Raw genomic sequence first — 13,314 nt, 5'->3', positions numbered from 1 at the left:
CTTACACCTCCTGTATACCCTGATTCATGGATACTCCCGCTCCCGACAGCATCTCTTCTCTGGCTACTCTAATACTGGAAGAATTTTTAAACCGCCGACGATTCCGGTCGATGCCATCCACCATATAGGCCAACATCCGAAGCGCCAGCTCATATTGTCCGGGAATGTGCCGATCCGATTGCACACCCTGTCCTTCAACCATATCCATCCCTTCATAAGATAACGGGACCTCCAGCGCTGCAATAACGCAGTCTCGAATGTTCTGCCACGTCGGTCCTGCAGCAATCGGAAAATCAACAAACGGGAAGCTTCCCGGATCAAGGGAATCCAAGTCAAAAGTTAAATAAGCCGAGTCGACATCGTACTTCTGCCTTACCTCGTTCAGAACATGGCTCACCCTCTCGGGTGTCATATGCTCTGCCGATATCTGAATCAAGCCAGTATGGCTGTACATCTGATCTGCTGAGCGAAGACCACGCAGGCCGATCTGTACAACAGCAGCAACCGTACCCTGCTCTAGCAGATGTCTTACAAAATTGGAGTGACTGGGATGCTCCTGATGAATGGCATCGATACCGCAATCATGATGGGCATCGAACTGTACCAGCACCCTTCGACTGCCCGTGGCCTTTGCCATCATCTGAAGCACAGCATGCGTAATAGAATGGTCTCCGCCAATGCAGCACAATAGCGCCTGTTGATCCAGCGCATGATCCAGTGCGGCCGCAAGCCCCTTTTGATAAGGAACAGCTGTATCCGCCTCCGCTTCATTCATAAGACAAGTACCCCAATCCTGCATGGTTACGCTCTCAAGCAATCGTCTCCCACTTCCAATATCGTACAAGCTCGAATTCCCGGACTCTTGTAACGATGGATAGATGACCTTTTTCCACGATTCTACACGTAACGCATGCGCAAGTCCGGCAACGGAGGAGTTTAACATGCTTGTCCCACCAGAATGAGGGATACCCAAGATCCCCAGTTGAGGAGCCCGATGACCGATGAGAGGCTCATACAAAAAAAAAGGCGCTTCCGCAGGTTCCACCCCCGGCAAATCCGGGGGGCGTTGTGGCTCCAGCTCTTTCGCAGGTTCCAGCTCATAAAACTGACTGAACGTTTCATCCGCAGCGATCCACGTATCTGCAATGCGACGTACCAGATAAGCAGGTTCTGATGTTGTCATGCAAAAACCTCCTGTACGTAGTTAGAGTCAAGTCTGTGTGGAATAGCTCTTATTCGGCAACGTCGCTTCACCATCTGTACTGATGTCCTTATCCGCAGACGATTCCACATATTCCCGCTTCAGCATTCGCATGAAAGGCAGCAAGAACGACGACATGCCGACCACATTCATGCCAGCAATCACCGCATAGAAGTAAGTAACCTCATTGAAGGCCCGAGTCAGTCCCCAGCCAAGTGCGATAATAATCAGAAAATACACCGCATTCAGGAGTATGGCCTGGTATCCGCGCCCGCTCTGTTCCATCGTCAGCAACGTTGTCATCATGGGACCCATGCCAATATAGGAAAGAGCCACGATGGACAGATACCTTGCCGCTTCGGCTCGGGTTGCTGCGTCTTCGATCAGAAATGCGATAAGCGGATCTCGCCAGATCCAGACGGCAACGGCAATGATCACGTACAGAACAAAGGATTGCAGCAGACCTTGGCGATAGCTTGCATAGGCCCTTGGCCGGTGTGGCGACTGCAAATTATGATTGATGATAATGCCGATGGCCGATCCAATCACGATACCCGGCAGGATCGCCATCGTCTGAATTCGATAACCAACGCCAAAGCCAGCAACCGCCCCTTCGCCAAAGTGACTAACAATTTTATTGAAAAAAAATGTGCTCAGAAAAATCATGCAGTACGAGATGAACACAGGAATACCGACATGCCTGAGGGCCATCAGATGTTTTTGGGCAAAAGCAAAGCGTTCAAAGATCATTTCCCGACGAATGAACAGAATCAGCAGGGAGATGGCCAAGGACAAGACGGAAGTGATCAGGTTGGCATAGATGATGCCCTTCAGATCCAACCCGAAGACCGACACAAATGTATACACAAGAGCAATGTTTAGCATCGCCATCCCAACCGCGTTCCACGAAGCTGCCTGTGCCCGGCCCAGTCCTCGTAACGCCGCACTGGTCACCGCCGCCAGGACAGCCGGGATGCTCACTGCCATCATGCCCCCTACGTACAGCGTAAACATGGGCCCAATGTCGGCAGGCACACGGTAAAACCATGAGAGCACAGGGGTCAGTAACATCACAATGCCCCCGGTCAGAATGGCAAGCAGCATTGCACTGCCCATCATGTGCACGAACAGCTGGGTAAATGCACGTGAGCCCCCGGCACGACTGCGCGCCACCGCGACCTGAACAGACAGCTGCATCGCTTCGATGATGGCAATCATGACGAATGAGACAGGAATATACAATGAGAGCACATATAATACACTTTGACTCGTATGACCCAAGAAGAATACATTGGCCAGTTGTGTAATCACGTTAACCAGAGAAGCGAGCAGCATCGGAACGGCCGTACGGAATAACAAACGATGGATCGAGCCGGCCGTATAATCGATCCCCTGCATGGGGTTCACCTCCACAATTCATGAAGTCTTGATTTCTTGATTCATTGTAAGCCTGCTGAGGATCGGCAGACGTATCACATGCACGCAACAAGCCGATATCATCCGATCGTCATCCCATGAGACGAGCATGACCCGATCATCCGGCCTGATGATCCCCCGCTCTAGCTTATCTGCCAGCTGTATCCATACATCACCGCTCTGATAATCGGTTCGTGGTACGCAGATGGTCTTAGAAGGGGAAATATGCAAAACAGCACTGCCATTGAGACGTAATCCCAGTCTCGACTGAAGAATGACATGCACGGCTCCATGGCTATCCATCCATTCGCGGATCATGCCGAGTGCCTCGGATGAAAAAGCCGTGGCATCATCCGATCTAATGATCCGTTTTCCCGCATAGTGTATCTGCAACGCTCCTTGACCAAGGCCTACCTCAAGCGCCACCGCCATGTCGCCCAAATCACCCTTAGGTTCAGATGGTTGACCATATGCAATCTGTCCATCATCATGGAGAATTCGCTGCTCCACCAGAACAATCGCAGTCCGTTCGTTAGGAAGCATGCTCCAAAGAGCAACCTGAATGGCCTCGGTGCCTGCGAGCGCACCCATATGGGTAATACCAAGTGGATGATCAACTCGCCACGGCGCCGTTTCAAGCATTCGGGCAAGTGGAGCATTCAGCGCATGACGTTCTGGACAGGTTTGGGCTAGGATCAACCAATCCCAATGCGGCTTTGTACCCAACTGCTCCAGCACCATAAGCGCAAGATCACCGGCTGTCACCCGTCTCCCGTCTGCCATAAGGGAGCGAGTCAGCGTTCCCACGCGACCATAGTAGTGATCCTCCATGTATATGTGCGGCGATACGTAAACATAATCATCCGGTGTTGGCCAATCCAGCGTGTACAGATGATCCTCCGCAGTAAGCCAGCAAATATGATCCACATAGATTGGTGCGCCAATATCACCATGAAGTGAATCAGACATGCTGCATCTTCCCGTTGGCATACGCCTGAAAAACGCTAATCTTCTGAATGGACGTTGTGCCTTCCATGAACTCAAAGGCCCTTGCATCGCGATACCATTTGTTCAACAGAGGATGCTCCAGCATGGAACCTGGCCCCATCATCTCCAGTGCCCATTCCGTCGCTTCCTCGGCAACTGACGCAGCCCGTATTTTACTGAGGGAAGCCAGATATCCCTTATTCGCATCATGGTCAATCTCTACTGCTGCATTCCGAATCATGCTGCGTAGCGCATGCAGACGCATCTCCAATCGCTCCAATTCTGTCTTTTCACGTTCTGTGAAGATCGTTCTGTGCTCCACAACATAATCATAAGCAGCCTGTGCAACACCAAGCGCCAATGCCGCCACACTAGGGCGCATCCGGTGGAATGTACGCAGTGCTCCCCACAGTCCACGCTTGGTTGGGCTTAAATGACGACCCAGAATATCTTTCTCTTCCAGTGGGAAAGCCTCGAATTGCAGATGGCTGAGTTGCAGACCGCGAAGCCCCATCGTGTCCAGCGGGGTTGCTGTGAAACCCGGCAGAGAAGGATCAACTATAGCGACCTGAATGCCCAGAGGCGTACGATTGGTCTGGGCAAATACCAGTCCAATACTCGCCCGGTGTCCGTTCCCAATGTAGAATTTATGTCCGGTTAGCTCCATTCCCCCATCCGGATGTCGCGTAATCCGCGTGCTGATCTCGGTTGCATCTGAACCCTTCTCCGGCTCTGACAAGGCAAAAACAGCCCAGGCCGGACCTTTCAGAAAGTGGCTATAAAAGCGCTCCTTCTGTTCCTCATCGCCCAAGTCAATCATGACGATGCTGGACATGGAAGGCCCAGGTCCTCCCAGAAAAACGCCCGCATCTCCTGCGGACAACTGCTCGATCGTAATGACTCTTTCCAGCGAAGAGAGTCCATAATATCGATCCTGACCTATGGTTACAATTGGCTGGCCGCCATACTCCGGGGGAATCATCATATGATTGATGGCCTGCAGGGCAGACGTGTGCAAAAAATCGGTGAGTCGGTCTGGCTCCCGGTCAATCGTCTGGCCGATCTGACGAAGCTCCACAGCATACTGCTTCATCACATGCTCGAATATCGCAATTGTTGATGGAGTAATCATCAATATTCCTCCTTAGCTGGCAACAGCATGTTTTTCACCAGTTGGCCTGCATATGTATATGCAGATACGCCATGTCTCAAAAAACCGAAACCGCCGCCAAGACGTTGAATCTGTCTGAAAGCTTCGTCCAATTCCTGATGTATCCACGCATGAACCCGGACCGATGGAAGACCTGGATTTGCTGAGAGGAAGCGGTCTTCAGGCAACGTTTCCGCCATGTAGAGCGTTGTCAGGATGTCAGCGACCATGCCTTTCACGAGCTGGTGCTGAAACGTGGATTGCCCGCCCGATATTCGCACCGACAAATGCCTGCGAACCTGCTCCAATCCAGCCTTGCACAGCTCTACGCGGAACTCAAGCAGGCGTGTTCTCAGCTCATTCGAGGTCACTTTCTCGCCTGATGTCTCTGCCTTCTCGCCCTCGTTCGGCTGTACCCGGCATAACAGTAGTCCAGAGGGCTCAAGCATCCGATCCTGCACATGAACGGCATGTAGTTGGTTCCAACGATACAGCCCTGCTGATTGTTCATGCCAAAGTAAAGCATCTTGTTCCATGAGATGAGCGGTTGCGAGCACGTAGGGACCTGTTGCCAAAAGCACTGGACGATTGTTCACCAGTAAGGTTTTTGCCTCCAACATTTCCGATATCGGAGCTACGGGGTTGCCTGCTGCCTTTGATCCGACGGGCTTAGCATCTGGGCCCTGGAATTCAATAACGTGCATTGTCATTCCTCCTGTTCATTCTTCTTCGCATCCTCCATGCTCCACCAGTGCAAAACCAAAAAAACTGCCGAGCCCGATACTGACCATGATGGAGCGTCCCTTCCTACACACCCAGTCCTGCTCCAATCCCGAACTCAGGTTAATGAACGGGTCGGTGGAAAAGGTATGTCCGATTCGCTGAATGTTATCCAGATATATCCGTTCAAGTCCAACTCCCGTACGTCGCGAGAATTCCTTCCAGGTAGTCCAGTTCACATTATGGGGAAAAATATGATTCACATCTTCGAAACTCAGGCCTTGCGTTGACAGCAGCTCTTCCATCCCTTGAATGATATGGTCCACATACAATCGGTTAAATGCCGAGATCTCATCGGCGGTTGCATGATAACCAGTATGGAACCGGGTATCTCGCAGCACATGCGCCGCCTGAACGACATGCTGACAGCTCTCTCTGCTCAATAGAACAGCTACGGCAGAATCACCCAGAATGGCCGATTTGCGCAGATAGCGCCATTCGGGAGGCAAAAAATTGAATTGATCCGCACAGATCAACAACACATTCCGAATGTGAGGCTGCGTTTGCGAGATTCGCTCAAGCCATTGAAGAGCGGCTATCGACGATGCACAGTTCATTTGGGATATGCCATAGAACGGTACATGTTCAAGCCCGAAGCGCTGAAGGACACGCTGCACAAGCCTGTAATCGCTCGGTGTCTGCACCTGAAAGGAATGGACATAGAGAACAAGGTCGATTCCGGAAAGGGCAGGTCTGGTCTGGAGCCGTTCCACAGCCTGTGCGATCGTATCGTCAAGCATCTGGCCCGGTTCCGTTACAGGCACACCTTCCAGGCGGTGGTACTTGCGCAGAAACTGAAGCTCGCCTTTTCCAAGCTCCAGGGCAGCCAGCACCTCTTCCGGCTGCTGAATCTGTTCAGGCAAATAGACGCCAATATCCACAATACCGAACCCCAATGTTCTCCCTCCTTCTGCGATTAGTGTCCATTCATACTCCATTCACAAGTTCGGATCAGCAAGGCGTGAACAAACGAATCCGTCTGCTCCAGATGCATAAGACATATGTACTCGCCCCCGTCCTTCTCTTCCAGTAACTCCTGTAATGCGAAGAATGGCGCTGCACTCCAGCGCGATGGATCATAATAACTCTTCGATCCACACTCCCTGTACCAAGCAGCCTGATTGCACAGCTGCTCCAGATCAGGATGGATGAGCAGGTTAATCTGATTCCGGTGAATGGATGCCCTGACACATAATCGATCAAGTACCATCTCCGCAGTATCGGCTACGGAATGCTCGGCATGTCGCATCTCTACACCAAGCAGGGAAGGTCCTACGCCTGTCATCCGATCAAGGTATATGGCTGCGGCCGTGTCCGGTCCAGGCGGCGAAACAAGTTCCATCGTTTCATAGGGGAGAGCCGTCTGATCCATGACCAGCAGCATGCCTTTCATGTAACCTTCTCTGCCCAGATAATGCTGAAGCATGTGGAGCGCCGCAAAAGGAGCACCAAAACCAAGATCATTTACAGCAAAACTGATAAAACGGGCCTGATAACGATCCATCAAATAATTCACAATTGATATATCCGGGCGGGTATTCGGAAAATTGTATGCCAGCAGCAACACATCCACATCCTGCATGACCCGATCAAGTCCCGTCTCTTCCAGCAGTTCCACACTCATCTCGTGATAGGCATTGTTGTTACGCCCCTGCAAAAGTTGAACGTCGTACTTGATCTGAGTACCTGCAAGCATATCTTGATGAAATCGCAGCAGTTCCGGATGTTCGAACGGAGGCTTCTTCTCCGAGAACAACCTGACTCCCATCTCCCGTATGGCAACAGGCGAAGCCATCAGGCCGCAATGAGCTGCTTCTCAATATAAGCAGCCAGGGAGCCTACCGTATCAAATACATCGGGCTCCAGATCATCCGGGTCAATCTCCAGACCTTCAATCCGGTCTTCCAGCGTCATCAGTAGTTCCAGAACCGAGGTCGAATCCAGGTACAGCTCGTCAAATAAAGATGTGCTTAATTGAATATCCTCCCTGGCTTCCGTATTCAACACTTCAGCAAGGGCACCTTTGATCTCTTCAAGCAATACTGCAGTTGTCATGATCATCATCTCTCCTCATCAATTGGTTATTGCCGTATGGGATATTTTAATCAAGCGTTGCTTGGACAGTAGATCCTGCGGAGTATCCCGCTCACGGATCAAGTGAGCCTCCCCAGCGACAATCAGCACTTCCGCCGGACTTCCATGACTCAAAAAGTGTGTGGGAGAAGCCGTTGGTCCGTAGGCCCCCGAATGAAAAACACCGATTAGATCGCCCCGTTCAACAGGAGGAAGCAATACCCGTTTCCCAACAACATCATTCGGCGTACATAAGGGACCCGTAATATTGTATTCGGCTACAGGGGACTCCCCATAACGCGTCAGGGAGGCAATCGGAAAATTACGCTTCACGTAAGAACCTGTGCCCACCGCCGCCATATGGCAGTTCGTTCCACCATCGGTTACGACGAAGTGCTCTCCATACGATTGCTTGACGTATAGAGCTCGACTGACCAACATACCGCAGGTGCCTACCAGATATCGCCCAAGCTCCATGAACAGCCGGGTGTTGGTATGACTATGCCGAAACGATTCGAACATTGGATTCAACTGTTCTGTCAGTGCGGCTATGGATAGGAACTGCTCACCTTCATGGTAGGGCACGCCCAATCCCCCGCCTACATCGACCATACGCAGCGTGATATCCAGCTCGTTCTCGATTCGATCAGCCAATTCCAGAATATGGCGGGTATTCTGAACGATCGGCTCTACATCCAACATGCGGGTTCCCATGTACACGTGAAGTCCCATGATCTCCACATGGGAGAAGCTCTCGAACTGTTCTTTCCCCTGGAGCACACTTTGTTCATCCATACCAAACTGACGTGGTTTGCCACCCATGGTCAGCCTGGAGCCTTTAACAGAAAAGGATGGATTCACTCGCAGCGCCACCGGCACGATTCGCCCCTCACTTGCAGCGATGATCTCTATGCGCTCCAGCTCCTGGAACGATTCACACACGATCGCATATATGCCCAGACGTATGCATGCCGTAATCTCGTCATCGCTTTTTCCGGGTCCAAGGAAAATAATGCTTTCTGCTGCTACTCCAGCCTGTACAGCCGTATGCAATTCGGCCAGGGAACATACCTCTGCCTGTGCTCCCATCTCCCGGAGCATGTGTACGATCGAAATATTGGGATTGGCCTTCAATGAATAGAACAGCTCCACTTGAGGCGTAAGCAATCCCCTAAGCTCCTGATACACCTGCTGCAACACATCCCCGTCATATACATACAGCGGGGTCCCGAATCTCTCGGCGATGTCCGAAACAGGCAACTGCTGAATCTGATATTCCTTAGACACTCACATCACCTCATTAATGGAAGATAGGACGGCTTCTATCGCTTCGTCGATCACTCCCAGCCGTTCAGGGGAGGACGCAATAATCACGCCATACAGACGTCCGGAGAACAAGGTCCCCTCACTTCTGAATGCCGCATTGACTGTGGCAAAATTATTAATCAATAATCCTTCGCCGCGTTCCGGTTCGAACATCAACGTACCCAACCGGGAACGAAGTACTCCGTATTCCAGCAGGTGATTGAGCCGGAGCGTATATTTTTTCGCCAATCCACATTGATCTTCGGGCAGCCATTGATACTGAATGTTGGTCTGATAGGTAGACATATTAAACCTGGCATTTATCTCAAGATTGGGCCAGATTGTACCGTCCTCGTCCAGAATGGCGTCCATGCCGGCAATGCCGTAGTATCCATCTCGATACAGAGCTGCTCCAATTCGCATGGCCGCTTCACGAATAACCTCAAGTTGAACATCGTTGAGCCGCGAAGGCATGAGATGCCCTTGATGTACGCCTTGCTCTACCAACGATTCCTTTACGCCAAGAAACTCGACTCCACCGGATCGATCGATGAGAATCTGGTAATTCAGGTCACAGATTTTATCAATCCATTGTTCAAGCACGTAGTTGATTTGTCGAATTCCTTTTTTGCTAGCCTGTTTCTCCAGCATGCTCATGCATTTGTGAAACCTGGCTTCATCGGTGATGACGGTAATTCCCTTGCCTGATACACCCATGGAATCCTTCAGCACAAGGCGTCCACCCTGCTCTAGAACGGCCTTTAGCTGATCGAAACCAGACACCAGTTCATCCAAAGACGTGCATTCAACGCCTGGAATTTGGCGAATACCCAGCTCCGCGTTGAGACGGCGGGAATACCCCTTGTCATTCACCCTGCGGAAGATATCTGAAGATGGAACAGCCAGCGGAATGCCGGTTCGTCGGGAGAATTCCTCTTCCTGATCCGAGGTTCCAAAGGGAACCAGATAAACATTCGTTCCAGCAGCCTGTGACAGCTCTCTCAGCTTGTCCATTGTCCTTGGACAATTCAGAAGATTCGCGGTAATGTTCAGTGCCGGATCATTGTGCTCCACCGTTATGCATCGGGAGCGACCAAACCCAAGCGCCTGTGCATCTGCCATGAATCCCTGATTCGGCGGCCCCTTGAGCAGGATAATATCGTTCTCTCCGGCGAGGAAAACACCCAGTTCCTCCATCCGATTAACAACGTCCGCAGCCGAGCCTATGCTTAATGAGGGCAGCTTGAGAATACCCGTTTCACTCCAGTACTCCTCCACCTCAAAATTGTTCAGATAGATAAAAGTAACGTCATGCTGGCCCGTTAACGCCCACTTGAGCTTGCTCGAAAAATCCGTCAATACGGTGGTCAAGGCCATCCCCTCCTATTCCTGCATACTGCATCACTGCTACGCTGAATGTAACCCCAAGTCCGACCGTAACAAGCAGATAATACTCCTCTGGTTGCAACAACTTCTGCTCTAGAATGGCTTGCAGATTAATAAATGGGTCCGAACAGAAGCAATGTCCGATCTCCTGTACGTTGGACGTATATATGCGTTCAAGGGGATAGGATAAACGGATAGCCACCTTCTTCCACGAGGATAGATTCACATTGTGTGGGACGATGTATCGAATATCCTGCAGCGCCAGACCCGCCTGCTCCACGGCTGCAACAATGGCTTCACATAACCGAGGCGTGTAGATTTCCTGAAACTCCCTGAGAATCTGCGGGGTTCCCGTTAGTACATTACAGAATTGGCCCAGGGTAACACTCGTCAGTCCAACGACACGACTTCCGTTACCCTTGTTACCCACCAGCACGGCGGCTGATGCCTCTCCCATCACGGTGGTATTGGGGATCAATTGCACAACGGGACTAAAGGTTTTTTCACCTGTCAAAATTAAAATATGATCATCCGCTTCCAATGAAGGCAGCAATGTCTCGGCAACATTCAGGGCAATTAAACCCGATGCACAGTTCTGCTGCGTAAGCGAAAACGCGATGGCATGCTGCAACCCGTAAGCCCTTTTCAGGGCTTGCAAAACTTTCATAGGAAAGGGGAAATTTTCCTGAATTGTGTGGCAATAAATGATATACTTAATCGAGTTAGGAGCGATCTCCGGGTTATTTACCACCTGGGTTAATACGCGCCCAAGCAACGAAGCCAGATCTCCATCCCTGTCTTGCCGAACCTGTTTCAAACCATGAATTTTTTCCAGTACCTTCGTCTGGGCATTATTGAGTCCCAGCACCTCGTTCAGTTCCCTGATCGGCACAATGTGCTCCGGAATGTAAGACCATATTTGCTTGATATGCATCGGCTTCAGACACCTCGTTATCACTAACGTACGAATCTCACTGAAATATAGGGAGATAAAGAGCTTCCGCAGAAGCTCCCATCTATGAATCTAGCGTAATGCAATAAGTAAGTAGGAAAAATCAGGCACGAGCCGCCGCTGCTGCACGAGCTGCTACAGCACGAGCCGCTACAGCACGAGCTTCAACTGCGCGAGCGGATACCGCGCGTGCACTGACTTCACGTGCCTCGCCCAGTACATTCGTTTCCAATTGTGCTGCTTCAACTTCTTTGCGCTTCAGTTGCTCCAGTGTAATGGGAGTCGCTTTAATGACCATTCATATCTCCTCCTTTCATCTTGGATACTCTGATTCTATAATCTCCCAAATTGGATTTAAACTGTAAATGGAGGTAAATGAACCTCTCACTCTCCTTACCCCTGCTTCTGCACGTTCGATGGACCCAACATACCAATCACATCTCCATTCCAATCAAACTATATTCAAGGGACGGTGAACGATCATGCTCGGACCCAAAATCCGGCAAATCCGGGAGCAGCTTGGACTGTCTCAGAAGCAACTGGCAGGTGAGGATATGACGCGTTCTTACATCAGCCTTATCGAAAAAGGTAGAGCCGTTCCCTCGCAGCGTATGTTAAAAATCATTGCCAGGAGACTTAATACACCCATGGAGTTTTTTTTGGGAGGAAGTGTATCGACAGATTCGGATATTGGTGAGGCTGTGTTGGAAAAGGCCAAAGCCTGTTACGCCGAGCAGAATGATTCTGCCTGCATCCGCATAGCTCGTAAAGTGCTGACACTGACGGAGGATACATCGGATCAGTCTGAAGCCTACCTGCTCATTTTGCGAAGTCACAACAGACTTGGGGATTATCGACAAGCCTTGGATGAAGGGGAAAACGCAGCATTTACGGTCATTCGAACGGGGGACAGGGAACGTATTGTTGAATATTATCTGGAAATGGGGAGAGCGGCTTTTCATGCAGAGCTGTTTCATGCTGCCCGGAAACATTATGAACAGGCGTATACGTACAGCAGCAGACTCAAACATCTACAGGAAGAACACATCCAATCGCTGACCTTTCTTGGCACAACTCATTTAAGACTAGGCAATGTGAATGAGGGGTTAAACTACTATCTCAAAGCGGAGAAGGAAGCCCAGATGGCCGGACAACCGGAACTGTATGGCGAGATTACGCTGGGTTTGGGCAAAGCCTATTATATGTCCGAACAGGACGGACACATGCTGCTAAGTTATGACTGGACCAAGAGATCCGTACAGGCCTATAAACAGGCGAGCAGCGAATCCTACGTTCTGGCACTTCACAACCTCGCCGTGATCCAGCTTCATATGGGGCAAAAAAAAGAAGCCCTCCCCTTGCTGGATGAATGCGCACGAATTTACGATAAACGCAATCTTCCCCACAAGAAGGCTTCCATATTAGAGGAAATCAGTAAAGTTTATTTGGAACAGCGTGAGCCAGAACAGGCAGAGGCCATCATCAAAGAAGCCCTCCAACTGCTGGATAAGCAAGATGAAGGGATGCTTCGTGCCAAACTGTATCGCTTGCTGGGTATTGTATTTCATGAGAAAAACAACAGCAATGAAGGTTATTACTTTTTAAGAATGAGTCACGATCTGCTTAAACGCATCTCTGCAAATCGCGAGGCTGACATCAGCCATCAACTCCTCCTGCTAAGCCTGCAAGAGCGTAAAATGAACTACGAAGATTATAAGTCATTTATCAAATAAAAGCGGATACCTTCTTCATCTAACAACTGAGGACATAGGGAAATGAACAGATGGATTTTAGGGTCTCTGAACAGGGACCCCACTTCCGGGAATCCACGGTGAAAGGGCACAGGATCAATCTCATCGAACAGGTACAGGATCATTCAGCTCCAGCAGCGTTTCCGTAGATACGGCATGCTTTTGTCCCTGCTGACCACTAAACTTAGCCGATCCTGCATGTGCTCCCGAAACATGAAGCTGTCCTGCAATAAAAGGTAGAAGCATGATGGTAACCATGCAGAGTTCACTTGCCATTGTAACGTATTTGCTTCCTTTACTCTCCATGCTCATC

General features: G+C 50.4%; 14 protein-coding genes. 1 reads left to right on the top strand and 13 read right to left on the bottom strand.

Annotated features, from left to right (window positions below; translation table 11 throughout):
- Position 1: 1 nt before the first annotated feature.
- The 12 genes from MKY95_RS02855 to MKY95_RS02800 form a co-directional block, all read right to left on the bottom strand.
- Positions 2-1,183 (bottom strand): arginase family protein, encoded by a 1,182-nt coding sequence (locus MKY95_RS02855; protein ID WP_339196792.1) that lies wholly within the window; start codon positions 1,181-1,183, stop codon positions 2-4.
- 27 nt (positions 1,184-1,210) lie between these two features.
- Positions 1,211-2,599 (bottom strand): MATE family efflux transporter, encoded by a 1,389-nt coding sequence (locus tag MKY95_RS02850; protein WP_036672133.1) that lies wholly within the window; start codon positions 2,597-2,599, stop codon positions 1,211-1,213.
- An 18-nt stretch (positions 2,600-2,617) separates the two neighbouring features.
- Positions 2,618-3,586, bottom strand: coding sequence for a hypothetical protein (locus tag MKY95_RS02845; protein ID WP_036672135.1), 969 nt, complete (start codon positions 3,584-3,586; stop codon positions 2,618-2,620).
- Positions 3,579-4,736 (bottom strand): acyl-CoA dehydrogenase family protein, encoded by a 1,158-nt coding sequence (locus MKY95_RS02840; RefSeq protein ID WP_051449817.1) that lies wholly within the window; start codon positions 4,734-4,736, stop codon positions 3,579-3,581. The genes MKY95_RS02845 and MKY95_RS02840 overlap by 8 nt, the downstream gene beginning before the upstream one ends.
- Positions 4,736-5,458, bottom strand: coding sequence for a hypothetical protein (locus tag MKY95_RS02835; RefSeq protein ID WP_036672138.1), 723 nt, complete (start codon positions 5,456-5,458; stop codon positions 4,736-4,738). Before MKY95_RS02835 ends, MKY95_RS02840 begins: the two co-directional genes overlap by 1 nt.
- 15 nt (positions 5,459-5,473) lie before the next feature.
- Positions 5,474-6,430 (bottom strand): 3-oxoacyl-[acyl-carrier-protein] synthase III C-terminal domain-containing protein, encoded by a 957-nt coding sequence (locus MKY95_RS02830; RefSeq protein ID WP_339196788.1) that lies wholly within the window; start codon positions 6,428-6,430, stop codon positions 5,474-5,476.
- Between the two features lie 20 nt (positions 6,431-6,450).
- Entirely contained in the window at positions 6,451-7,329 is an 879-nt protein-coding gene (locus tag MKY95_RS02825; protein ID WP_156946136.1) for a hypothetical protein, read from the bottom strand.
- A complete protein-coding gene (locus MKY95_RS02820) occupies positions 7,329-7,589 on the bottom strand; it encodes an acyl carrier protein (protein WP_036672144.1) in 261 nt (86 codons plus the stop codon). The genes MKY95_RS02825 and MKY95_RS02820 overlap by 1 nt, the downstream gene beginning before the upstream one ends.
- An 18-nt stretch (positions 7,590-7,607) precedes the next feature.
- Positions 7,608-8,894: a diaminopimelate decarboxylase gene (gene lysA / locus MKY95_RS02815; protein ID WP_036672146.1), complete on the bottom strand. Its 1,287-nt coding sequence runs from the start codon at positions 8,892-8,894 to the stop codon at positions 7,608-7,610.
- Positions 8,895-10,283, bottom strand: coding sequence for an ATP-grasp domain-containing protein (locus MKY95_RS02810; protein WP_051449818.1), 1,389 nt, complete (start codon positions 10,281-10,283; stop codon positions 8,895-8,897).
- Complete coding sequence (locus MKY95_RS02805) at positions 10,222-11,232, bottom strand: 3-oxoacyl-[acyl-carrier-protein] synthase III C-terminal domain-containing protein (protein WP_051449819.1); 1,011 nt, start codon at positions 11,230-11,232, stop codon at positions 10,222-10,224. Before MKY95_RS02805 ends, MKY95_RS02810 begins: the two co-directional genes overlap by 62 nt.
- Before the next feature lie 121 nt (positions 11,233-11,353).
- Entirely contained in the window at positions 11,354-11,548 is a 195-nt protein-coding gene (locus tag MKY95_RS02800) for a hypothetical protein (RefSeq protein WP_036672150.1), read from the bottom strand.
- A 184-nt stretch (positions 11,549-11,732) separates the two neighbouring features.
- On the opposite strand from MKY95_RS02800, the gene MKY95_RS02795 reads away from it, so the two are divergent.
- Positions 11,733-12,983, top strand: a complete 1,251-nt coding sequence (locus tag MKY95_RS02795) for a helix-turn-helix transcriptional regulator (RefSeq protein ID WP_036672152.1) — start codon at positions 11,733-11,735, stop codon at positions 12,981-12,983.
- A 120-nt stretch (positions 12,984-13,103) separates the two neighbouring features.
- Here MKY95_RS02795 and MKY95_RS02790 read toward each other — a convergent pair whose 3' ends face one another.
- Positions 13,104-13,307, bottom strand: coding sequence for a hypothetical protein (locus MKY95_RS02790; RefSeq protein ID WP_036672153.1), 204 nt, complete (start codon positions 13,305-13,307; stop codon positions 13,104-13,106).
- Between the last annotated feature and the right edge of the window lie 7 nt (positions 13,308-13,314).

Source organism: Paenibacillus sp. FSL P4-0176, from assembly GCF_037975265.1.
GTDB lineage: Bacteria > Bacillota > Bacilli > Paenibacillales > Paenibacillaceae > Paenibacillus > Paenibacillus amylolyticus.
The sequence above is the reverse complement of the archived record's forward strand: the minus strand, read 5'-3'. Positions and strand labels throughout refer to the sequence as shown.

Bases quoted from the DNA above. Each gene is read 5' to 3' on its own strand.
- MKY95_RS02845 (WP_036672135.1), bottom strand. From the start codon at position 3,586: ATGTCTGATTCACTTCATGGTGATATTGGCGCACCAATCTATGTGGAT.
- MKY95_RS02850 (WP_036672133.1), bottom strand. From the start codon at position 2,599: ATGCAGGGGATCGATTATACGGCCGGCTCGATCCATCGTTTGTTATTC.
- MKY95_RS02840 (WP_051449817.1), bottom strand. From the start codon at position 4,736: ATGATTACTCCATCAACAATTGCGATATTCGAGCATGTGATGAAGCAG.
- MKY95_RS02805 (WP_051449819.1), bottom strand. From the start codon at position 11,232: ATGCATATCAAGCAAATATGGTCTTACATTCCGGAGCACATTGTGCCG.
- MKY95_RS02800 (WP_036672150.1), bottom strand. From the start codon at position 11,548: ATGGTCATTAAAGCGACTCCCATTACACTGGAGCAACTGAAGCGCAAA.
- MKY95_RS02825 (WP_156946136.1), bottom strand. From the start codon at position 7,329: ATGGCTTCGCCTGTTGCCATACGGGAGATGGGAGTCAGGTTGTTCTCG.
- MKY95_RS02835 (WP_036672138.1), bottom strand. From the start codon at position 5,458: ATGCACGTTATTGAATTCCAGGGCCCAGATGCTAAGCCCGTCGGATCA.
- MKY95_RS02820 (WP_036672144.1), bottom strand. From the start codon at position 7,589: ATGACAACTGCAGTATTGCTTGAAGAGATCAAAGGTGCCCTTGCTGAA.
- MKY95_RS02855 (WP_339196792.1), bottom strand. From the start codon at position 1,183: ATGACAACATCAGAACCTGCTTATCTGGTACGTCGCATTGCAGATACG.
- MKY95_RS02790 (WP_036672153.1), bottom strand. From the start codon at position 13,307: ATGGAGAGTAAAGGAAGCAAATACGTTACAATGGCAAGTGAACTCTGC.
- MKY95_RS02795 (WP_036672152.1), top strand. From the start codon at position 11,733: ATGCTCGGACCCAAAATCCGGCAAATCCGGGAGCAGCTTGGACTGTCT.